Annotated in this window: 21 protein-coding genes; 11 read left to right on the forward strand and 10 right to left on the reverse strand. The window is 68.3% G+C overall.

Features of this window, described 5'->3' with window-relative positions; translation table 11 throughout:
* Entirely contained in the window at window positions 1-954 is a 954-nt protein-coding gene (gene lipA / locus ACPVPU_RS11805; RefSeq protein WP_448658138.1) for a lipoyl synthase, read from the reverse strand.
* A gap of 196 nt (window positions 955-1,150) precedes the next feature.
* Here lipA and ACPVPU_RS11810 point away from each other — a divergent pair, with 196 nt between their 5' ends.
* Together ACPVPU_RS11810 and ACPVPU_RS11815 are read left to right on the forward strand one after the other, a co-directional pair.
* Window positions 1,151-1,801 carry a carbonic anhydrase gene (locus ACPVPU_RS11810; protein WP_448658139.1) on the forward strand — a complete coding sequence of 217 codons (651 nt, stop codon included), beginning with the start codon at window positions 1,151-1,153 and terminating at the stop codon, window positions 1,799-1,801.
* 170 nt (window positions 1,802-1,971) lie between these two features.
* Window positions 1,972-2,688 carry an SIMPL domain-containing protein gene (locus tag ACPVPU_RS11815; RefSeq protein ID WP_448658140.1) on the forward strand — a complete coding sequence of 239 codons (717 nt, stop codon included), beginning with the start codon at window positions 1,972-1,974 and terminating at the stop codon, window positions 2,686-2,688.
* Window positions 2,689-2,692: 4 nt separating this feature from the next.
* On the opposite strand, the gene ACPVPU_RS11820 is transcribed toward ACPVPU_RS11815, so the two are convergent.
* On the reverse strand, window positions 2,693-3,115 hold the full coding sequence (locus tag ACPVPU_RS11820) for a hypothetical protein (RefSeq protein WP_448658141.1): 423 nt from the start codon (window positions 3,113-3,115) through the stop codon (window positions 2,693-2,695).
* A 113-nt stretch (window positions 3,116-3,228) separates the two neighbouring features.
* On the opposite strand from ACPVPU_RS11820, the gene ACPVPU_RS11825 reads away from it, so the two are divergent.
* From ACPVPU_RS11825 to moaC, 4 genes are read left to right on the forward strand one after another with little or no spacing between them, the layout of a single operon-like run.
* Window positions 3,229-3,813, forward strand: coding sequence for an anthranilate synthase component II (locus tag ACPVPU_RS11825; protein ID WP_448658142.1), 585 nt, complete (start codon window positions 3,229-3,231; stop codon window positions 3,811-3,813).
* A complete protein-coding gene (gene trpD, locus ACPVPU_RS11830; RefSeq protein WP_448658143.1) occupies window positions 3,810-4,793 on the forward strand; it encodes an anthranilate phosphoribosyltransferase in 984 nt (327 codons plus the stop codon). Before ACPVPU_RS11825 ends, trpD begins: the two co-directional genes overlap by 4 nt.
* Entirely contained in the window at window positions 4,790-5,575 is a 786-nt protein-coding gene (trpC, locus tag ACPVPU_RS11835) for an indole-3-glycerol phosphate synthase TrpC (protein ID WP_448658144.1), read from the forward strand. The genes trpD and trpC overlap by 4 nt, the downstream gene beginning before the upstream one ends.
* Complete coding sequence (gene moaC, locus ACPVPU_RS11840; protein WP_448658146.1) at window positions 5,572-6,039, forward strand: cyclic pyranopterin monophosphate synthase MoaC; 468 nt, start codon at window positions 5,572-5,574, stop codon at window positions 6,037-6,039. The genes trpC and moaC overlap by 4 nt, the downstream gene beginning before the upstream one ends.
* 98 nt (window positions 6,040-6,137) lie before the next feature.
* On the opposite strand, the gene ACPVPU_RS11845 is transcribed toward moaC, so the two are convergent.
* Entirely contained in the window at window positions 6,138-7,052 is a 915-nt protein-coding gene (locus tag ACPVPU_RS11845) for a hypothetical protein (protein WP_448658147.1), read from the reverse strand.
* 80 nt (window positions 7,053-7,132) lie between these two features.
* On the reverse strand, window positions 7,133-7,954 hold the full coding sequence (locus ACPVPU_RS11850) for a hypothetical protein (protein ID WP_448658148.1): 822 nt from the start codon (window positions 7,952-7,954) through the stop codon (window positions 7,133-7,135).
* 129 nt (window positions 7,955-8,083) lie between these two features.
* On the opposite strand from ACPVPU_RS11850, the gene ACPVPU_RS11855 reads away from it, so the two are divergent.
* Both ACPVPU_RS11855 and lexA read left to right on the forward strand, forming a co-directional pair.
* Window positions 8,084-9,271, forward strand: a complete 1,188-nt coding sequence (locus ACPVPU_RS11855) for a molybdopterin molybdotransferase MoeA (protein WP_448658149.1) — start codon at window positions 8,084-8,086, stop codon at window positions 9,269-9,271.
* Between the two features lie 56 nt (window positions 9,272-9,327).
* Entirely contained in the window at window positions 9,328-10,017 is a 690-nt protein-coding gene (lexA, locus tag ACPVPU_RS11860; RefSeq protein WP_448658150.1) for a transcriptional repressor LexA, read from the forward strand.
* On the opposite strand, the gene ACPVPU_RS11865 is transcribed toward lexA, so the two are convergent.
* Window positions 10,011-12,125, reverse strand: coding sequence for a ComEC/Rec2 family competence protein (locus ACPVPU_RS11865; protein WP_448658151.1), 2,115 nt, complete (start codon window positions 12,123-12,125; stop codon window positions 10,011-10,013). The two genes, lexA and ACPVPU_RS11865, sit on opposite strands and share 7 nt — an antisense overlap.
* A 78-nt stretch (window positions 12,126-12,203) precedes the next feature.
* Here ACPVPU_RS11865 and gltX point away from each other — a divergent pair, with 78 nt between their 5' ends.
* The 3 genes from gltX to ACPVPU_RS11880 are packed head-to-tail and all read left to right on the forward strand — an operon-like array spanning window position 12,204 to window position 15,152.
* On the forward strand, window positions 12,204-13,643 hold the full coding sequence (gene gltX / locus ACPVPU_RS11870; protein ID WP_448658152.1) for a glutamate--tRNA ligase: 1,440 nt from the start codon (window positions 12,204-12,206) through the stop codon (window positions 13,641-13,643).
* Window positions 13,644-13,662: 19 nt separating this feature from the next.
* The gene (locus ACPVPU_RS11875) at window positions 13,663-14,946 is read left to right on the forward strand and encodes a citrate synthase (RefSeq protein ID WP_448658153.1); all 1,284 of its coding nucleotides are present in this window, start codon (window positions 13,663-13,665) and stop codon (window positions 14,944-14,946) included.
* A gap of 11 nt (window positions 14,947-14,957) precedes the next feature.
* Entirely contained in the window at window positions 14,958-15,152 is a 195-nt protein-coding gene (locus ACPVPU_RS11880; RefSeq protein ID WP_448658154.1) for a hypothetical protein, read from the forward strand.
* 4 nt (window positions 15,153-15,156) lie between these two features.
* On the opposite strand, the gene ACPVPU_RS11885 is transcribed toward ACPVPU_RS11880, so the two are convergent.
* The 5 genes from ACPVPU_RS11885 to ACPVPU_RS11905 are packed head-to-tail and all read right to left on the reverse strand — an operon-like array spanning window position 15,157 to window position 20,557.
* Window positions 15,157-16,509: a sensor histidine kinase gene (locus ACPVPU_RS11885; protein WP_448658155.1), complete on the reverse strand. Its 1,353-nt coding sequence runs from the start codon at window positions 16,507-16,509 to the stop codon at window positions 15,157-15,159.
* On the reverse strand, window positions 16,506-17,591 hold the full coding sequence (locus ACPVPU_RS11890) for a hypothetical protein (RefSeq protein WP_448658156.1): 1,086 nt from the start codon (window positions 17,589-17,591) through the stop codon (window positions 16,506-16,508). Before ACPVPU_RS11890 ends, ACPVPU_RS11885 begins: the two co-directional genes overlap by 4 nt.
* 35 nt (window positions 17,592-17,626) lie before the next feature.
* Window positions 17,627-18,802: a hypothetical protein gene (locus tag ACPVPU_RS11895; RefSeq protein WP_448658157.1), complete on the reverse strand. Its 1,176-nt coding sequence runs from the start codon at window positions 18,800-18,802 to the stop codon at window positions 17,627-17,629.
* Between the two features lie 31 nt (window positions 18,803-18,833).
* Window positions 18,834-20,030, reverse strand: a complete 1,197-nt coding sequence (locus ACPVPU_RS11900; RefSeq protein WP_448658158.1) for an exo-beta-N-acetylmuramidase NamZ family protein — start codon at window positions 20,028-20,030, stop codon at window positions 18,834-18,836.
* A complete protein-coding gene (locus ACPVPU_RS11905; RefSeq protein ID WP_448658159.1) occupies window positions 20,027-20,557 on the reverse strand; it encodes a DOMON-like domain-containing protein in 531 nt (176 codons plus the stop codon). The genes ACPVPU_RS11900 and ACPVPU_RS11905 overlap by 4 nt, the downstream gene beginning before the upstream one ends.
* Window positions 20,558-20,622 lie beyond the last annotated feature (65 nt).

Here is a 20,622-nt window from a genome sequence, read left to right on the forward strand (position 1 = left end):
TCAGGCGCGGGCCAGCTTTGCCTCGCGCGCGGCCCGCAGCTTGGCGAAATCGTCCCCGGCATGATAGCTGGAGCGCGTCAGCGGCGAGGATGCGACGAGCAGGAACCCCTTGGCCCGGGCAATCGAGGCATAGGCGTCGAACGCCTGGGGCGTCACGAAATCCATCACCTTGGCATGGCGCGGTGTCGGTTGCAGATACTGGCCCATGGTCAGGAAATCGATATCGGCCGACCGCATATCGTCCATCACCTGATGCACCTCCAGCCGTTCCTCGCCCAGCCCCAGCATCACGCCGGATTTGGTGAAGATCGACGGATCGTGCCGCTTGACCGTTTCCAGCAGGCGGAGCGAGGCATAATAGCGCGCACCCGGCCGGATCGTCGGATACAGGCGCGGCACCGTTTCCAGATTGTGGTTATAAACGTCGGGGCGCGCGGTCACGATTGCCTCGATCGCGGCCTCCGCCTTGTTACGGAAATCGGGGGTCAGGATTTCGATGGTCGTGTTTGGCGTGTTCCGCCGGAGCGCCTCGATCACCTTCACGAACTGGCTGGCACCGCCATCGGGCAGGTCGTCGCGATCGACCGAGGTGATGACGATATGCTCCAGCCCCATCTTGGCGGCGGCAACGGCAACGTGTTCCGGCTCAAGCGGATCGACCTTGCGCGGCATCCCCGTCTTGACGTTGCAGAAGGCGCAGGCCCGCGTGCAGACGTCGCCCAGGATCATCACGGTCGCGTGCTTCTTGGTCCAGCATTCGCCGATGTTGGGGCACGCCGCTTCTTCGCACACCGTCGCCAGGTTCAGGTCGCGCATCAGCTTGCGCGTCTCCGCATAGCCGGTCGACGTCGGCGCCTTTACCCTGATCCAGTCCGGTTTGCGCTGGCGCGGCTCCGCTGCGGGAGAGGCCGGGGTCAGTTCGGGGCGGCGGGCCACGGGCGTGGGATCGTTCATGGCCCGCGAAATAGCGATCCTCCGGGCGCGGCACAACCGTTGCAGACGATGCACCGGCACATGCAGCTGGCGACGCGCCGGGCGATGCCGCCGCCAAGGCTCCGATAGGCTGAGGCTATGCCGGGACGGGCTTTACTCCGTCGCAACCCAACCACATGTCGGACGTTGGCGCAGCAACGCACGAAAGGGACACCCAATGACCTATTTCAACGACCTGCTCGACGGATATCAACGGTTTCGCACGGCCGATTATCGCCGCCAGCACGAACGCTGGGCGCAGTTGAAGGACGGTCAGGCGCCGAAGGTCATGGTGATCGGTTGCGCCGACAGCCGCGTCGAGCCGTCGCAGATCTTCGACACGCTACCGGGCGAGATCTTCGTCGTGCGCAACGTCGCCAATCTGGTGCCGCCGTTCGAGACGACGCCGGGCCATCATGGCGTATCGGCCGCGCTGGAATTTGCGGTGACCAAGCTGGGTGTCGAGGAAATCGTCGTCGTCGGCCATGGCAAGTGCGGCGGCGCCCATGCCGCGCTGACCGAGATGTTCCATAATGCCGAACCGGGCGATGGCGGCTTCGTCCATGATTGGGTCAGCCTGCTGGACGACGCGCGCGAGAAGGTGAAGGCGAAATATGGCGACAGCCCCGATCTGGGCCGCCAGATGGAGCTGGAGACGGTCCGCACGTCGCTGGCGAACCTGATGACGTTTCCGTTCGTGAAGAGCCGGGTCGAATCGGGCGAACTGAAGCTTCACGGTGCCTATTTCGCCATCACCGACGGCGAATTGTGGACGATGGGCGAAGATGGCGAGTTCACTTCCCAGTTGAAGGCGTCGGCAGCCGCGTAATCCATGGCCCCTCCCCCGGCCAGGCGCCGGGGGAGGGGGAGCCTTGATGCATTGGCGCACCGGTTGACGGCACACCTGCCGAGCCGACGCCACGGTGCGAACGGCCCGCGCGACCATCCAGCGTCAGATGCGTTATTCCCTCGTCGCTCCGTCGACCGAGGAGACGCTGGATGACCCGACTGCCCCGCCCCGCAATTGCCCCCCTGCTTGCCCTGCCCGTGCTCGCCGCCTGTCAGCCGGCCGACCGCGATCCGCGCGGCGTGGCGACGAACGAAACGCTGGTCCAGGTGACGGCCACCGCCACCGCACGCAACCGCCCCGATCAGGCGCGCTTTTCGGTGGGTGTCCGCTCCGTGGCAAGCACCGGACCGGATGCGGCGGCGGCGAACAATCGCAAGATGGAGGCGGTGGTCAACGCCCTCATGGAAGCGGGGGTGGCGCGCGACGACCTGCAGACCCAGCAACTCGGCATTTCGCGGCAGGATTACGGCCCCAATCGCGGGCAGTTCGAGGCGAGCAACGTCATCAATGCCCGCATCCGCGACATCGACAAGGCGAGTGCCGCGATCGGCGCGGCGACCGGGGCGGGCGCGAACGTCCTGTCCGGCCCCGAACTGTCCGTCGCCGATCCGGAGGGTGCCAGCCGCAACGCCTATGCCGAGGCCTACAAGGCGGCGCGGGCGCGGGCCGACGCCTATGCCATCGCTGCGGGCATGAAGGTCGGGCGGGTGCTGTCGATCCGAGACGCGGGCGGAGCGCGCGGCCCGCAATCCCCCTATCCGATGGCGCCGAGCCCGGTCGTCGCCCAATCAGCCGCACCGCCGATCCTTGCCGGGCTGAACGAAAACGAGGTCGCGGTAACGGTCGAATTCGCGCTGGTCCGTTAACCGGTCAATCGTCGGGCAGCGGCTCTCCGGCGGCAATCGCTGCGCGCCTTTGTGCCTCGCGGTCGTCGCGCCACATCCGGTTGAGTGTGCTGTTGCACCCCGTCTGACCACCGGTGCCTACCGCGCCGCAGCTGTTGGGCATGCCGACGCGGTTGACTTCGTTCACCAGGTCGACCCGGCGGGTCCAGCTGGCGCTGCTGCTTTCGTCGGGCGGATTGCGGAATTGCTGGGGAATGCGATAGCGCTCTGTCTCGTCCATCCGTGGACAGACGACGATCTCGTCGGCCTCCGCCTTGGGACAGGGATCGTCGCCATAGACGAGTACGCTGCGGATGCGGCGTGGCGGCTCCCCGCTTCCCAGGTCCGCCGCCGGTTGCGGGGCATCCTGTGCGCCGGCGAGCAGCACTGCCATCATCGTCAGGATCATTAATACGCCTCCACGCGGTACCCGCTCTGTGGCCCTGGACCTGTCCAGCGGATGAACGGGCTGCCACGCGGGGTCAATCTTGCGCGCAACCGTGGCGACGCTATGGCGGGATCATGATCCTGGTCATCGACAATTACGACAGCTTTACGTGGAACCTGGTCCATTACCTGATGGAGCTGGGCGCAGAGGTGAAGGTGGTGCGCAATGACGCGCTGACCGCAGCCGAGGCGCTGGCCAGCAATGCGCAGGCGTTCCTGATTTCGCCCGGCCCCTGCACCCCGAACGAGGCGGGGGTCAGCCTGGATCTGGTCGCCGCCTGTGCCGAGGCGGAAAAGCCGCTGCTGGGCGTGTGCCTGGGGCATCAGGCGATCGGCCAGCATTTCGGCGGGCGCGTGGTGCGCGGCGGGCTGATGCACGGCAAGACCAGCCCGGTCGCGCATGACGGCACCGGCCTGTTCGCCGAGCTTCCCTCGCCTTTCACCGCCACCCGCTATCATTCGCTGATCGTCGAGGACATTCCCGAGGCGCTGGTGGTGAATGCCCAGGCGACCGACGGCAGCGTGATGGCATTCCGCCACGCATCGCTGGCCATCCATTCGGTCCAGTTCCACCCGGAAAGCATCGCCACCGAACATGGTCATGCGATGCTGGCCAATTTCCTGAAGATCGCGGGAATCGAGGCGGGGGAGCGGGTGTGACCCTGCCCGATGCCGGACTGCCGCTGAACGCAGACGCAGCCGAGGCCGCTTTCGCCGCCATTCTGGACGGACAGGCGGCAGAGGCCGATATCGAACGCTTCCTGATCGCGCTGGCCGACCGGGGGGAAACGCCCTTGGAAATCGCCACCGCCGCGCGGGCGATGCGGGCGCGGATGATTCCCGTTGCGGCACCCATGGGCGCGATCGACGTCTGCGGCACCGGCGGCGACGGCCAGCATACGCTGAACGTCTCCACCGCCGTCGCCATCGTCGTGGCGGCAGCGGGCGTGCCGGTGGCCAAGCATGGCAACCGCGCCGCCAGCAGCAAGGCGGGTGCCGCCGATACGCTGGAGGCGCTGGGCCTGGACCTGACCCGCGCCGCCGCGCGGGCGGAGGCGAGCCTGGCCGAACTGGGCATCTGTTTCCTGTTCGCAGCCGACCATCATCCCGCGCTGAAGGGGCTGGCCCCCATTCGCCGCCGCATCGGACGGCGGACGATCTTCAACCTGCTCGGCCCGCTCGCCAATCCGGCGGGGGTACGGGTGCAGATGATCGGCATCGCCCGGCCGGAACTGGTGCCCGTCTATGCCGAGGCGATGGCGATGCTGGATTATGACGAGGCGGCGGTCGTCTCGGGGCTGGAGGGGCTGGACGAACTCAGCCCCGCCGGGCCGAGCGTCGTCGCCAGCATCGGCGATACCGGCCTGCCCGCCACGATCACGCCGGACCTGGCGGGCCTGCCGCCCCGGCCGCTGGACGAGCTGCGCGGCGGCGACGGTGCGCACAACGCCGCGGCCCTGCGCCGGCTGCTTCAGGGGGAGCCGGGCGCGTACCGCGATGCCGTGGTGCTGAATGCCGCCGCCGCGCTGGTGCTGGCCGGGCATAGCGAAAACCTGATGGCGGGCGCGGAGGAAGCGGCGGAGACCATCGACAACGGGCTTGCCAACGCGCTGCTCGACTGCTGGATCGCGTGGCCATGAGCACGATGCTGTCCCGTATCCTCGACGCCAAGGTCGAGGAAGTCGCCGAGCGCAAGACGCGGCAGTCCGATGCCGAGCTTGCCGCGCGCATTGCCGCCGCCGGTGCCCCGCGCGGGTTCAAGGCCGCGCTCGATGCCCGCGCCGCCAGCGGATACGCCCTGATCGCGGAGATCAAGAAAGCCAGCCCGTCCAAGGGGCTGATCCGCGCCGATTTCGATCCGCCCGCCCATGCCCGCGCCTATGCCGCCGGAGGGGCGACCTGTCTGTCGGTGCTGACCGACGAGCGCTGGTTTCAGGGGCATGACGATTATCTGGTCGCGGCCCGCGCCGCCTGTCCGCTGCCCGCCATCCGCAAGGATTTCATGATCGACCCCTGGCAATGCGCCGAATCCCGCGCGCTGGGGGCCGATGCCATCCTCATCATCGTTGCCGCGCTGGAGGACAGCCAGATGGCGGAGATCGAGGCGGCGGCGCTGGACCTTGGCATGGATGTGCTGGTCGAGGTGCACGATGCCGAGGAAATGGCCCGCGCGGCGCGGCTGAAATCCCGGCTGATCGGGGTAAACAACCGTAATCTCAAGACGTTCGATGTCAACTTTCAGAATACGTTCGATCTGGTTGCCCTTGCCCCGCCGGGCTGCACCTTTGTCGCGGAAAGCGGCATTGGCGGGCGGGCGGATTGCGACGCGCTGGCCGAACACGGCATCCGCTGCTTCCTGGTCGGCGAAAGCCTGATGCGGCAGCCGGATGTCGAGGCGGCGACGCGGGCGCTGGTCGGATGAGCGGGCTGACCCATCTGGACGCATCCGGGGCCGCGCATATGGTCGATGTCGGCGGCAAGGCGGAAACGGTGCGTCAGGCAGTGGCAACGGGCCGCATCGCCATGTCGGCAGAGGCAGCGGCGGCGATCCGCGACGGTACGGCCGCAAAGGGCGACGTGATCGCCACCGCGCGCATCGCCGGCATCATGGCGGCCAAGCGCACGCACGAGCTGATTCCGCTCTGCCACCCCCTGCCCCTTGCCCGCATCGCGCTCGATCTGGTCCCCGACGATGGCGGCGTGACCGTCACCGCGACGGTCGGCCTGACCGGGCGGACGGGCGTGGAAATGGAGGCGATGACGGCAGTGTCGGTGGCGCTCCTCACCCTTTACGACATGGTAAAGTCGCTGGATAAGGGCATGATTATTCAGGATATTCGACTGCTGTCCAAGACGGGCGGCAAATCGGGCGACTGGCAGGTCTGATCCACCGGCGGCTGTTCGTCATGCCTTTTGGGTCCTGAAAAATTGCCAGGTCACCGCCCAAAACTACTGCCCCCCGGGCACCACGCCGCCCCCCGCCCTCACCAAGGCCGCAGCCCTTTCATCAACGGCATCAGCGCCCTCCTGATCCAGGGACCGCCGGTCAGCAGCGCCGGATCGCCAAAGCGCCCCACGCGGCGCAGATGCCCGGCCGCCGCCTTGCGCATTTTCGCCTCGGCCAAAACGGCCGCCAGCACGTCATGCGCATAGACCGCTTCATACGGATCATCGGCTTGGGCATCGTCGACGGCGTTCGATAATTCGAGCAACTCCGCGCGGGTCGCGGTTTCCTGAAAATAGGTCTTGGCTTCTTCGCTCGCCTCGGGCCGTTCATCCATCATGTAGAGATACAGCCAATGCTCATAATGCGCCTTGGCGATCAGCGCCGCCGACCAGGGCGGCCTTACTTCCGCATAATCCCGGGCAACCTGCCACATCGCCGCATGAGAGCCGCCCCATTTCTCCGCATTGGCGCTGAGCGCCTTGGAATAGCCTGACATAGGCACAGCCACGGCCCGCGCCAGAGACCCCGATGCCTCGCGCTTCGTCGCATCGTCGCTGTCGACTGCGGTCGCCATCAGCCATGCCGCCGCCTGGCCATGATCCGGCTGCACGGCCAGGGCGTGGCGCAGCAGCTGCCCGGCGCGCTCGCGGCAAGCGGCATAGCGGTGCCAGTTCTGCTCTGCCACCTGATCGGCCGTGTCGAACCCCCTGATCCGGGTCGCACGGCCCATCAGCGCCGAGCCGACAATGACGAACCCGGCAACGTCCCCCGGATCATCGATCGCTGCATCCGGATCGATGTCGAACGGCAGCCGTTCCCCTAAAACCCGCAGCGCGACATAGGCGGTTTCTGGCGGCAATTCGCCCAGATACTGTTTGAAAACGGCCCATTGCCGGGGGGATCCGTCGACGATACGGACCAGCCGGACAAGATCCTTGTCGGTCAACATCACTCTACCCCCCCTTTTCTTCAGCTTTCGGGCATTAGCGGGAGAAGTCCAGAGGGATCAGCCAATTAGCGGCATTGGCCACGCTATTGCTCGCCGAATCGCCGCTCCTTGACGCCGTAAGTGATGCGGATGCGCACCCATTCGCCATATTTCGATTTGCCGCCGACGCGCGGGGGACGGACGCGGAATTGCCAGGCGGCGGCCTGGATGGCGCGGGCAAGGCGTGATCCGCTGCTTTCCCCCACGATCTCGCAATCCTCCACCCGGTATTCGGGCACGGTGCGGCACATGATCATGCCCCAGCCGGGGCCGCTGGCGGAGGATAGGTAACCGGCCAGTTCGGAATCATACGGCTCGCGGTACCAGGATGCGGCATAGAGCGGCTCGCCATTGGGGCCGCTGCCGTCGACCCGCTTTGAATCGCCGGGAAAGCCGGTGTCGGGGGGACCCATCGCAGTGCGCGGCGCGGGCGGCCCGGCGCGACCGGGCGGGGGCGCGCGGCCGATATCGGCGCTGGCCATCTGATCGCGGGACAATTCGATCCATGGGGCCTTTGGCGCGAATTCCTTGACCGCCGGCGGCGGCTGGACCAGCGGGCTGACCGGCCGTGGCGGCGGGGCGTCGGCCATTTCGCGCGGTTGTTCGGCGGCAGGCGGCGGCGGGGCGGCGGCAGGCCGGGGCGCGCTGGCGGCGGCGGGCGGCTGTTCCGACACTTCGGCGGCGTCGAAGGTGCTGAGCGACATGTCCACCGGCTCCCGGCGAACCAGCCGCGGGGCGAGCGTCAGCAGCACCAGCACCAGCAACCCTTCGACCAGCAACGCCAGCAGGATCGCCGGCGCGCGAGTCCCCATCCGTTCGCGCAGGCGAGCGGACCAGGACGGCCGGTCGATCAGGGATGGGGCCACGCGAACACCGTACCGGGGGGACAGGACAGGCAACGGCGTTACGAGCGCTATGCGGCCAAGACAAGGCGGCGGCGGGCAGCGTTGCGCTCCGCCCTTTCGTATCGTGGCGACCCGTGCGACATCGCGGGCATGGCACCGCCCCTGATTCCGCTCGCCGATGCACAGGCCCGGCTGATCGCGATGGCCGATCCGGTCGATGCCGAGGACTTGCCGATCGCCGCCTGTGCCGGGCGATGGAGCGTGGATGCCGTCATGGCGGCGCGGACCCAGCCGTCGCGCGACCTGTCGGCGATGGACGGCTATGCCATCGCCCATGCCGACCTGCCGGGGCCATGGCAGGTGATCGGCGAAAGTGCGGCGGGGCGGCCCTTTGGCGGGGGTATGGCCCGGGGCCAGGCCGTGCGCATCTTTACCGGCGCTGCCGTGCCGCAGGGCGCGGACAGCATATTGGTGCAGGAGGAAGCGGCGCGGGACGGCGACCGGCTGATGCTGACGGGCGAAGGTCCGGCGGCCAGGGGCAGCAGCGTGCGGCGGCGGGGGCTAGACTTCATAGCGGGCGATCCCCTTATCGGTGCCGGAACGCGGCTGACTCCGGCCCGGCTGGCGCTGGCGGCGATGGCCGGGCACGGCACGCTGGCGGTGCGGCGGCGCGTCCGGGTGGCGGTGGCGGCGACCGGCGACGAACTGGTGCCGCCCGGGGCGGCGGTGGGCGACGGGCAGTTGCCCGAAACCAACCGGTTGATGCTGGGGGCACAGCTGGCGGAACTGCTGGTCGACATCATCGACCTCGGCATCCTGCCCGACGATCTGGATGCGCTGACCCGCGCCTTTCGCGCCGTCGATGCCGACCTGATCGTGACCAGCGGCGGCGCGTCGGTGGGCGATCACGATCTCGTCCGCCCGGCACTGGTCGCGGCGGGCGCCGAGCTGGATTTCTGGCGCGTCGCCCTTCGCCCCGGCAAGCCGGTGATGGCGGGACGGCTGGGCCGGGCCATCGTCCTTGGCCTGCCCGGCAATCCGGTGTCGGCGTTCGTCACCACCCTGCTGTTCGTCCGGCCGGTGATCGCCGCGCTATCGGGTGCCGCCGACCCCCTGCCGCCGATGCAGCGGGCGGCACTGGCCCATCCCCTGCCCGCCAATGGCGAGCGGACCGATTTCATGCGCGCGGCCATGATCGGCGGAAGGGTCAGCAGCGCGGCGGTGCAGGACAGCTCGATGCTGGCCACGCTTGCCAGTGCCGATTGCCTGATCCACCGCCCCCCGCACGCCCCCGCGGCGGCTGTGGACGATCCTGTGGATATCCTGCTGATCGCTTGACTGTTGGCGGAACAAAGCATAGACATTCACGGTCTGTTCCGACACGGAGATTGGGGATGCTCACCAAAAAGCAGCATGAGCTGCTCTGTTTCATTGCCGAGCGACTGGGCGAAGACGGCATTTCCCCCTCGTTCGAGGAGATGAAGGAAGCGCTGGATCTGAAGTCCAAATCGGGCGTCCACCGGCTGATCGAGGCGCTGGTCGAACGCGGGTTCATCCGCCGTCTGCCCAATCGCGCCCGCGCGCTCGAAGTGCTGAAGATGCCGGAACGCGTTGAGGCCAAGCGCGGCAAGGCTGCGAAACGGGGTGACGTGGCACCACTTTCGCCACCTTCCGCGCCGCAGCGGATGCCGGAGGCGGCCAACGACGTCATCGAAATCCCGCTTCATGGCCGCATTGCCGCCGGCGTGCCGATCGAGGCGATGGAGGGATCGCAGATGCTGCCGGTGCCCGCCGCGCTGCTGGGCACGGGCGAGCATTATGCGCTTGAGGTATCCGGCGATTCGATGGTCGAGGCAGGCATCCTGGACGGCGACTATGCGCTGATCCGCAAGACGGAGACGGCGCGCGACGGCGAGATCGTGGTGGCGCTGATCGACGGCCATGACGCGACGCTGAAATATTTCCGGCGCGAAGGGGCGATGGTCCGGCTGGATCCCGCCAACCGCAGCTATGATCCGCAGCGCTATCGCCCGGATCAGGTGCAGGTGCAGGGCCGGTTGTCGGGGCTGCTCCGCCGCTATTGAGGCGGCGGCGCCTGTCGGGGCGGGCGCGGCGGCATCACCCTGGGGGGGTTCAGCCAGGGATGGGCCGTCGCCGCCTTCACCCGGCGGATCGTCCCGTCGGCCAGGTCGATGGCCACGCCGCCGCTATCGACCAGCGCCGGGCGGTCCAGTTTCAGCCAGCGCGGCGTGCAGCCCGCTGGCAGCCGTCGGTCGCTGACGACGATATCGGCATCGGCGCAGATATCGCGCATTGCGGTCCATTCGACGAAATGGCTGCTGCGCGTCGCCGCCACCCGCCATCGCCGCCCGCTCCGGTCGGTCACGTCGGCAACGCACAGGTCGGCGCTGCACCGCGCATCGGCCAGGCCCGCCAACGCCAGCGGATCGCCGTCCACTCCCGCCGCTTCGGACAGGATCATCCGCGCATAATCGCCGGTCCGGTCGCGCAGCACCGCCAGACCGGCATCGGTGCGAAGGGCGACGTGGCGGCCATCGCCGGTGACCAGCACATCCGGTGCGCCGCCCGACAGAGCCCCCAGCGCCCCGATGGCCACCGGCACCAGGCCCCAGACCCGCCACCCGGTCCGCCACAGCGCGATCCAGAGCCCGCCCCCGACCATCGCGGCAAAGGACCATCCGGGCATGACGGGCAGCATCCGCACCGATCCCGGTGCGTCGGCGGTGGCATGGGCGATGCCGAGCAGCAGGTCGAGCGCCCGGCCGGTCACCCACCATGCCGATGCGCCCAGCCCGACCGTATCCAGCACCAGCGCCAGCGCCTCTGCCGGCATGATGACAAAGGTGGTCAGCGGAATGGCGACCAGATTGGCCAGTGCTCCGTACAGGCCCGATTTGTGGAAATGGAACAGCGCGATCGGGGTCAGCACCGCCTCCACCACCAGCCCGGTCAGCAACAGGGACGCCGTGCCACGGGCAAGGCGTCGGTGCGGCCCTTCGTCCCGCCGTTCGAACCATCGCTGGACGCGGGGGTGACCGTGCAGCGCAACGATGGCGGTGACCGCGGCAAAGCTCAGCTGGAAACTCGGTCCCACCACGCTTTCCGGCCACAGCACCAGCACGAACAGCGCGCCCGCCCCGATCAGCCGCAGGGTGATCGCCTCCCGCCCCAGTGCCATCGCAGCCAGGACCATGAGCGCGGCGATGCACGACCGCACCGTCGGCACCTCTGCTCCTGCAAGCCAGGTATAGCCAAGCGCCGCCAGTGCGCCAAAGCCCGCCGCGATCAGCGGCACCCGCGTCCGCAGGGCCAGGGCGGGGATCAGGGCCAGCAGCTTCATCGCCACCAGGATGGCGGCACCGACGACGGCGGTGACGTGCAGGCCGCTGATCGACAGCAGATGCGCCAGGCCCGATCGGCGCATGGCTTCGGCATCCGCCTCGGCAATCGCGCCGCGATCGCCGGTGGCAAGCGTGGCGGCAATTGCCCCTGCCTCGCCGCCCACCCGGTCGCGGATATGTGCGGATAACCGGTTGCGGACGCCCGCTCCGGCCTGCACCGCCGGTTCGATGACGGTTACCGGCCCCAGCGCCCTGCCCGTCGCGCCGACCCCGTCGAACCAGGCGGCCCGCGCATAGTCATAGGCACCGGGCAAGGCAGGCGGCGCTGGCGGCATCAACCGTGCGCGCAGCCGAACGAGCGCGCCGGTGCCGATCCCGGCCACCATATCCGTCTGGCGAACATTGACCCGCACCAGCGGCGGCAGGCCGGGCGTACCGGCGGGTGTCAGCCGCAACCGCACCAGATCGCGGGCCGGCAGCGGCTCGACCCGTTCGACCCGCGCATCGAACTGCACGGTCACGTCCCGGGCCAGCACGGGATGGGCGACCCGTTCGGCCCGTCCCCACGCCAGCGCCAGGCCCAGCGCGATCGCCATGCCCGCCAGGATCATGGCCGCGCTTGAGCGCCGCCCGGTGCCGATCGCCGCGCCGGTCAGCGCCAGGCCGATCCCGCCCAGCCCGGCCGCAATCCAGGCGACGGGGCCGGGCAGGACGAACCACAAGACCGCGCCCAGCCCAGTCATGACGGGAATCCACAGCGGCAACTGACCGCGCTCGCCCTCCAGCCGCCGCTCGATGGCGTCTGAAACCGCGCCTATTCCCTTCGCCATTTGTCGTGGCCAGATCGCCATGCTAGGGGCGGCAAAGGCTGTTCTGGCCATCAAAAAATAGTCTGGGAGCAAGCGCGGTTGAGCGCAACCATCGAATCCGGCGGCGCCGAAGCACGCCCCGTCGTCACCCGTTTCGCCCCGTCGCCGACGGGGTTCCTGCACATCGGCGGCGCGCGCACTGCGCTGTTCAACTGGCTGTTCGCGCGGGCGAATGGCGGCAAGTTCCTGCTGCGGATCGAGGATACCGACCGCGCGCGCTCCACCCAGCCCGCCATCGACGCGATCCTGGACGGGATGCGCTGGCTGGGCCTGGACTGGGACGGCGATGCCGTGTTCCAGTTCGCCCGCGCGGGACGCCATGCCGAGGTCGCGCATGAATTGCTGGCGCGCGGCCATGCCTATCGCTGCTGGCTGACCCAGGAGGAGCTTGCCGCAATGCGCGAACGGGCGCAGGCGGAAAAGCGGCCGTTCCGCGTCGAAAGCCCGTGGCGCGATGCCGATCCCGCAACCGGCCCCGCCGACCGCGATCCGGTCATCCGGCTGAAGGCCCCGCGTGAAGGCGCGGTCACCATCGACGACCGGGTCCAAGGGGCAGTGACGGTCCAGAACGCCGAAATCGACGATTTCGTGCTGCTGCGCTCCGACGGCACGCCGACCTACATGCTGGCAGTCGTGGTGGACGATCACGACATGGGCGTCACCCATGTCATTCGCGGCGACGACCACCTGAACAACGCGTTTCGCCAGCTGGCGCTGATCCGCGCGATGGAGTGGCCGGAACCGGTCTATGCCCATGTCCCCCTGATCCACGGGTCGGACGGGGCAAAGCTGTCCAAGCGGCACGGGGCGCTGGGTGTCGAGGCGTACCGCGACGAACTGGGCGTGCTGCCCGAGGCACTGTCCAATTACCTGCTGCGGCTGGGCTGGGGCCACGGCGATGAAGAGATCATCAGCCGGGACCGCGCCGTCGAGCTGTTCGATCTGGACGGTGTCGGTCGCTCCCCTTCCCGCTTCGACCTGAAGAAGCTGGAGAACCTGAACGGGCATTATCTGCGCGCGGCCGACGATGCCCGGCTGACCGATCTGGCGGCTGCGCGCTCGGCCGAGCCGCTGACCGACGAGCAGCGCGCCCTGCTGCTGCGCACCATGCCCTATCTGAAGCCGCGCGCGGCCAATCTGAACGACCTGATCGACGGGGCGCAGTTTCTATTTCGCACTCGCCCACTAGCGATTGACGCGGATGCGCAACCCCTGCTTGAGGGAGAAGCAAGATCGATTCTGGCCCGTGTCCATGCGGCACTGGCGGCGGAACCGGACTGGTCGGCCGATCCCCTGGATCAGGCGGTTCGCCGCGTGGCAGAGGAAATCGGCGTAAAGCTGGGCGCCGTGGCACAGCCGCTGCGCGTTGCGCTGACCGGTCGCCGGACCTCCCCGGGGATCTTCGACGTCCTGGCCGTGCTGGGGCGCGAAGAGAGCCTTGCCCGGATCGCCGATCAGGCCGCGCAAGCGGCCGAATGAACAACGGAAAGGAACAAGGATGACCGATACCGCCAAGCTCCAGACCCCGACCAAGGAGGTCGAGTACAAGGTCCTGTCCGGCAGCGTCGGCCCCCAGGTCGTCGATATCCGCAAGTTGTATGCCCAGACGGGCATGTTCACCTATGACCCCGGCTTCACCTCGACGGCCAGCTGCGAATCGACGCTGACCTATATCGATGGCGACCAAGGCGTGCTGCTGCATCGCGGCTATCCCATCGGCCAGCTGGCCGAACAGTCCAGCTTCATGGAAACCGCCTATCTGTTGCTGAACGGCGAGCTGCCGGACCAGGGCGAGCTGGACAAGTTCGTCTATACGATCAGCCGGCACACCATGCTGCACGAACAGCTGGCGACCTTTTACCGCGGGTTCCGGCGCGATGCGCATCCGATGGCGATCATGTGCGGCGTCGTCGGCGCGCTGTCGGCCTTTTATCACGATTCGACCGACATCACCGATCCGACCCACCGGCTGATCGCCAGCCACCGGCTGATCGCCAAGATGCCGACCATCGCCGCCATGGCGTACAAATATTCGGTCGGCCAGCCGTTCATGTATCCCAAGAACGACCTGTCCTATACCGGCAACTTCCTGCGCATGACCTTCGGCGTGCCCGCAGAGGAATATGTGGTCAATCCGGTGGTCGAAAAGGCGCTGGACCGCATCTTCATCCTGCACGCCGATCACGAACAGAATGCGTCGACCTCGACCGTCCGGCTGGCCGGATCGTCGGGCGCCAACCCGTTCGCCTGTATTGCGGCCGGTATCGCGTGCCTGTGGGGCCCGGCGCATGGCGGTGCGAACGAAGCGGCGCTGAACATGCTGCGCGAAATCGGCACGCCCGACCGGATCCCGGAATATATCGCCCGCGCCAAGAACAAGGACGATCCGTTCCGCCTGATGGGCTTTGGCCACCGGGTGTACAAGAATTACGATCCCCGCGCGACCGTGATGCAGAAGACGGTGCGCGAGGTGTTCGAGGCGCTGAACGTCAGCGACCCCGTGTTCGAGGTTGCGCTGCGGCTGGAGGAAATGGCGCTGAGCGACGATTATTTCGTCGAAAAGAAGCTGTTCCCGAACGTCGATTTCTATTCTGGCGTGATCCTGTCCGCCATCGGCTTCCCCACCACCATGTTCACCGCGCTGTTCGCGCTGGCCCGCACGGTCGGCTGGGTGGCGCAGTGGAACGAGATGATCGCCGATCCGGATCAGAAGATCGGTCGCCCGCGCCAGCTGTACACTGGCCCGACGCAGCGCGACTATGTGCCGCTGAACCAGCGTTGAGAGGATAGGCAATGCGATTGAGGGCGGTATTCACTGGACTGGGAGCCGTCCTCGTCCTGCTTGGCCTGCTCTGGACGGCGCAGGGGCTGGGCTGGGTTCGCTGGCCGGAATCCGGCTTTATGATCGATCAGAGCGGCTGGGTCTGGCGCGGCGCGCTGACTGCCGTGCTGGGGGTCGTCCTGATCCTTCGCAACCGCCGCCGCTAAAGGCTCAGCCAGTCGCGCGCAGCGTCAGCATGAACCGCGCGCCCTGGCCGGGCGCGCTGTCCACGACGATATCGCCACCCATGGCCCGCGCCAGCCGCCGGGCGATGTAGAGGCCAAGCCCGCTGCCGCCCGGTTCGGCGGGATCGACGCGCTCGAACTTCTCGAAGATGCGCGCCTGATCCTCGATCGCAATGCCCTTGCCCTGATCGGCGACGATGACGCAGGCGGTATCGCCGTCGCGTTCCAGCCGGACCCAGACCCAGGCATGGGGCGGCGAATAGCGCACCGCATTGCCGATCAGGTTGACCAGGATCTGCAGCACGCGGCGATAATCGCCATGTGCGTTCAGCCCCTCGTCAGCATCGGGCGCGTCGATATGCACCCGCCCGGCCTGGGCGCGCACCGCCAGCAGGCCGGCGGCCCGGCGGCCCAGCTCGCCCAGATCGACAGGCTCCATCATCAGCGCGAAATCGGGCGATTCGATCGACTGGACCTGGGCCAGATCCTCGACCAGCGCCATCAGGTGGCGGCCCGCCGTGGCGATGTCCTGAGCGTAGCTGGCATATTCCGCACGGATCGGACCGTCGGTCTGCCCCTCGATCGAATCGGCATTGGCGATGATCCGCTTGAGCGGCGCCCGCAGCGCGCGTTCCAGCCGTTCGCCGATCGCCAGCGATGGCGGGATCTGAGGCGGCGCCTGCTCGGCCGACGCCGACGGTTCGGCAAGCCCGGTCATGCCGGCGAACCGGCCGATGGCATCGGTCAGCGGATGACCGGACAAAAGGACCGCCTGTCCCGTGCCGCGCACCACGGCGCGCTGGCCGGAAAATGGGGCGCCGGCGGCGACGCTTGCCAGCAGCGGAAATCCGCCATCGCCGTCCGCTTCCAGCGAGAACAGCTGAGTCACCGGCTGGCCAAGCATGTCGGTCGACAGCCCCGGTTCGGCGGCAGCGAGCGCCCGTCCGATCCGCGTCAGCCGCAAGGCCCCGTCGATTGCCCAGCCATGATCGGACGCCGCACCGCGCCAGGCAAGCACGCCCTGATCGCTGGGCGGCGGCGGCAGTTGCGCCTGCCACCCGCCCGCTTCGATCCGCAGTCCGTCGCCATCCGGCACCAGCCGCAGGGCCAGGCGCAGATCGACATCGCCGTCCGCCAGCGTCAGCGTGCGGGCGATCGGCACGCGCAGCCGCTGCGCCAGCCGGGCAAGCATCGCCAGTTCGGGCAGCGCCAGCGGCTGGCCCACGGCACCGCCCGCATCGGCGTTCAATTCCAGCAGGCGCTCGTCGCCCTCGACCAGGCAACTCCGGGCGTCCAGCCGGGCGAGCACCGGCGCGGATGGACGGGCCATCACGTTCATGCCCCGGCTCCCATGGATGCACGCCGGACCAGGTTCGCGCGATAGGCATCGGGCAGGCGCAGCGGCAGGATCAGGGCGGCGGCCTGTTCGGGCGCATAGCGCGCGGCCCCGGCCATCGCCGTTTCCTGGGCGGCCAGGTCAGCCAGCGGCATGGCGGCGGTCAGTATGGCCAGGATCATCGCCAGCGATTCCTCGTTCAGCCCGCCCGCGCGCAGGGCAAGCCACAGCCGGGGATCATCGGCATCCGCCACGATCCCGGCCAGCGCGCGTGGCGACAGGGCGGTGGCCCGCGCCAACAGCGCGCAGAATAGCGGCAGGCGGCGGTCCTTGATCGATTCGATCAGCAGGAACGACAATTCGGCTGGACGCGGATCGATGGCCGCGACCAGTCGCTCCGCCGCCCCCAGCGCATCGGGGCTTTCGGCGGCCTGATCGGTCAACGCCTGTGCCGCCTCGACCAGCCCGCAGCGCAGGGTCAGCCGGTCATCGCCGGTCAGCGCGGCATGATCGCGCTCGATCATCGCGGCCAGCGCCCACAGGATCGCCTGACGCTGGCCGATCGACAGCGCGGCCACGCTGCCGTCCAGCGGGTCGAGCGCCATCACCATCCGCGCAGCCGCGGCGATGCGGCGGTCCTCCGACTGGCACAGGCTGGCCAGAAAGCCCGGTTCGTCGGGATCGTCGGCGCTGTGCACCGGCAACCGTGCCGCACGATCGGCCAGCATCGCCACCCCCGCCAGATCGGCGGACAGGGCGGTCAACGTGACCAGCAGCCCGGGCATGCGATCATCCGCCGGTCGTGGATTCAGCCGCGCCGCAATCGCGCCCTGCCCCTCTGCCTTCAGGATCCGTTGCGCGCGCAGGCACAGGTCGCGCTCTGCCTCGGTCACCGCATCGTCCAGCGCGCTGTCCATGGCATGGCGAATCCGGTCATTCAGCCGGTGGGTGGCGGGGCGTCGATGATCGTCGGCCAGCGCCGCCAGCCGGTGACGCGCGGCATCCTGCGCTGCAATGGCCATCGCCACCGCATCGGCGGTCGTTTCCGCAGCAGCGGAACCATCTGCGACCATCGCGCCGGACATGGGCATTTCCTAGCGGAAGGGTTGTTAATGCCAGCCTAAGCCTGTTTGCGCGCCGCCTCAACGAGCGCCGCCAGAGTCGCCGCCGCCGCCACCGCCGCAATGCCCAGTGCAGCGACCGGAAACCCAGCCATCACCAGCGGCGTCACGATCAGGGTATATAGCGGCGCGCCGCCATACCAGGGCCGCCGCGCCACGGGCACGCGTTCGGCAATGGCGGCCGCACCGATCAGCACCGCCGCCAGCAGGGGAGCGGTCAGCTGCCCCCCGGCAAGCCCGACGACCAAGCCAAGCACCGCGACGCCAGCCCCGGCCACGCCCAGGATCGTCCAGTCCTGCAACCGGGTCAGCCGGTCGTTGCCGCGAAGGCCGCTGAGCAGCGAACCGGTGGTCAGCACCGCGATGGCCAGCGGAATGCCGACAAATCCGATCTGCGGCCAGCCCAGCGCCATGACGACGATGCCGATCGCACCCAGCGCGATGCCGACGATCAGCAAAGCGGCATCGGGGGTGTTGCGCCGCACGAGCCAGGGCAGCGCCAGCCGGGTCAGGGGGGTGAACACATAGCGGTCGGCCCAGCCGATCCGCTGATTGGCCAGCGCCAGCAGCACGCCGTTGCTGCGGCTTGCCAGCCCGTCGGGATGCCGGTCGACCCCGTGCCCCGCGCGCCGTGCCGCCGTCGACAAGGGCAGGTGATCCGCCCCGCCCTGCGCCACCAGCCGCAACAGGCTGGACTGGAAATCATAATCGCGGGGCAGCCTGGCAACCTCGGCCACGCGGCGGGCATCGATCATCGCCATGCCCGCCCAGTGGCGCGCGGCGTCGATCCGCTCGACGGCCAGCGACGGGCTGGCATCGTCGGTGACCAGGATCGTTTCCCGCGCGGCCGATGCCATGGCGTGCACGGCCTGATCGGTCGTCACCAGCGAATCCGCCAGCACCAGCACCCGGGCCAGCGGGTGCAGTCGGCCGCTGACCTCCTCGGCCGATCGCACCATGTCGACGGGCACCCCCCGCTTGGCGATGCGGTTGACCGCGCCCAGCAACGGCGGCGTCATCCGGGCGACGGCGATCAACAGATGGCCGGCCCCCGCCGCGATCAGCAGCCGCGCCTGATATTCCAGCAGGGTCATGCCCCCGAACGGCAGCGTCGCGGCCAGGCCCCCGCCCGTCCCCTCGGCATCCTCGGTCGCAAAGATCAGCCCGGCCAGCATCAGCGTGGCGTTACAGCGCGTTGGCGATGCGTCAATAGATCAGGAACGAGCGACGTCGTTCGATCCATGCCGCCTCGTCCGGGGAAGCAATGGCATCCAGGTCGGCGGGCGCCGCCCCTGCATCATCCACCCATTCGCGCAAGCCAGGCCCGCCGTTGATGACGTCGATCGCCAGCCGGTCGAACACATATTCGTACGGAAAATCGCGCCACAGCGCGTAGTCGGGATGGAGCGCGCGGATCGCCTTGAACGCCAGCGCCTGCACCCGCCACGGCCGGAACGCGGCATGATCATATCCCGGCGCATCGGCATGAATGAATACGCCACTGCAAAGACGGCCGCTATGTTTATGAAAAGTCGGCTGGAACCAGATGTCGCGCAGCGTGCATCCCGCCAGCCATTCGGGCGCGATCCGGCGCATTTCGGCGATCACCGCGCGGGCATCGATATCCGGCGCGCCGAACAATTCCAGCGGGCGGGTGGTCCCCCGCCCCTCGGACAGCATCGTCCCTTCCAGCATCACCGTCCCGGCATAGGCACGCGCCATGTTGACGTTCGCGGCATTGGGGCTGGGGTTGATCCAGGGGCGGTCGGCCGGCCAGCCATATCCGGAGGCTGCATCGGGCTGCCATCCCTCCATCGCGATCACGCGGTAGTCCACGTCCAGCCCGAACTGGTCGATGAACCAGTGCCCCATTTCGCCCAAAGTCATGCCGTGGCGCATCACCATCGGCCCCGCCCCGACAAAGCTCTCCCATCCGGGCAGCAGCGTGGTGCCCTCCACCGGCCGCCCGGCGGGGTTGGGCCGATCGAGCACCCACACGCTTTTCCCGTGCTCGGCGGCGGCTTCCAGCACATAGAGCAGCGTGGTGACAAAGGTGTAGATGCGGCAGCCCACATCCTGCAGGTCGACGAGCATCACGTCGAATGTGCCCATCGATTGACCCGTCGGTCGCCGCACCTCGCCATAGAGGCTGAATACCGGCACGCCGTAGGTGGGATCGGTGAAGTCGGGCGATTCCTCCATATTGTCCTGAAGGTCGCCGCGCACCCCGTGCTGCGGCCCGAACACGGCGGAAATGTTGACCCCCGCCGAAACCAGCGCGTCGAGACTGTGGGTCAGGTCCGCCGTAACGGACGCGGGATGCGCCAGCAGCGCAACTCGCTTGCCCTCCAGCGGGCGGCGAAGCTGAGGGTCGGCAAGCAGCCGGTCGATACCGAAGTTCATGAAGCGCTGGGTGCCGGGAGATCGAGGACAAAGCAATCGGGATGATGAAAATCTGGCGGCCCGGGCGGATGCGCAAGCGCCCAATAGGATTTGGTCCCGTCCACCTCCTCGATCACGGCGGAGAGGGCGATGCGGGCACCGGACCGCAGGATGCCCGCCTCGATCACGGCGACCATCAGAAAGGCTTCGCCATCGACCCGGCAGGCGATCCGGGGCGGCTGGCTAAGCGGCAGCTCCGCCATTCCGGCCCGGTAACCGGCGAAGCGGTACGCCGCCCATTGGCTCGAAGGCGAGAAGTTGAACTCGCGATACGCAGCCGCCCCGTCGCGCACGAACAGCTCGAAACAGGTCGTTCGCCACAACCCCTCGGTCCTGCCCGGACGGGTCGCTTCAGGCACCAGCAGCGCGCGGCCGGCGTTGCCGACGCGGAACTCCAGAAGCCCGCACCCGTCGTCGCGCGTCCCCAATTCGACCCGCACCCAGTCGATGGCGCGTGCCGGATGATCGTGATGCGAAACCAATTCCATCACCCGTGGATAGGAAGAAAGGCAGGGCTTCGACAAGCTCAGCCCGAACGGTTAGAGGGTGGACA

It is taken from the genome of Sphingomonas paludis, from assembly GCF_053502515.1.

Bases quoted from the DNA above. Each gene is read 5' to 3' on its own strand.
- lipA (WP_448658138.1), bottom strand. From the start codon at position 954: ATGAACGATCCCACGCCCGTGGCCCGCCGCCCCGAACTGACCCCGGCC.
- ACPVPU_RS11810 (WP_448658139.1), top strand. From the start codon at position 1,151: ATGACCTATTTCAACGACCTGCTCGACGGATATCAACGGTTTCGCACG.
- ACPVPU_RS11815 (WP_448658140.1), top strand. From the start codon at position 1,972: ATGACCCGACTGCCCCGCCCCGCAATTGCCCCCCTGCTTGCCCTGCCC.
- ACPVPU_RS11820 (WP_448658141.1), bottom strand. From the start codon at position 3,115: ATGATCCTGACGATGATGGCAGTGCTGCTCGCCGGCGCACAGGATGCC.
- ACPVPU_RS11825 (WP_448658142.1), top strand. From the start codon at position 3,229: ATGATCCTGGTCATCGACAATTACGACAGCTTTACGTGGAACCTGGTC.
- trpC (WP_448658144.1), top strand. From the start codon at position 4,790: ATGAGCACGATGCTGTCCCGTATCCTCGACGCCAAGGTCGAGGAAGTC.
- moaC (WP_448658146.1), top strand. From the start codon at position 5,572: ATGAGCGGGCTGACCCATCTGGACGCATCCGGGGCCGCGCATATGGTC.
- ACPVPU_RS11855 (WP_448658149.1), top strand. From the start codon at position 8,084: ATGGCACCGCCCCTGATTCCGCTCGCCGATGCACAGGCCCGGCTGATC.
- lexA (WP_448658150.1), top strand. From the start codon at position 9,328: ATGCTCACCAAAAAGCAGCATGAGCTGCTCTGTTTCATTGCCGAGCGA.
- ACPVPU_RS11865 (WP_448658151.1), bottom strand. From the start codon at position 12,125: ATGGCGAAGGGAATAGGCGCGGTTTCAGACGCCATCGAGCGGCGGCTG.
- ACPVPU_RS11875 (WP_448658153.1), top strand. From the start codon at position 13,663: ATGACCGATACCGCCAAGCTCCAGACCCCGACCAAGGAGGTCGAGTAC.
- ACPVPU_RS11880 (WP_448658154.1), top strand. From the start codon at position 14,958: ATGCGATTGAGGGCGGTATTCACTGGACTGGGAGCCGTCCTCGTCCTG.
- ACPVPU_RS11885 (WP_448658155.1), bottom strand. From the start codon at position 16,509: ATGAACGTGATGGCCCGTCCATCCGCGCCGGTGCTCGCCCGGCTGGAC.
- ACPVPU_RS11890 (WP_448658156.1), bottom strand. From the start codon at position 17,591: ATGTCCGGCGCGATGGTCGCAGATGGTTCCGCTGCTGCGGAAACGACC.
- ACPVPU_RS11895 (WP_448658157.1), bottom strand. From the start codon at position 18,802: ATGCTGGCCGGGCTGATCTTTGCGACCGAGGATGCCGAGGGGACGGGC.
- ACPVPU_RS11900 (WP_448658158.1), bottom strand. From the start codon at position 20,030: ATGAACTTCGGTATCGACCGGCTGCTTGCCGACCCTCAGCTTCGCCGC.
- ACPVPU_RS11905 (WP_448658159.1), bottom strand. From the start codon at position 20,557: ATGGAATTGGTTTCGCATCACGATCATCCGGCACGCGCCATCGACTGG.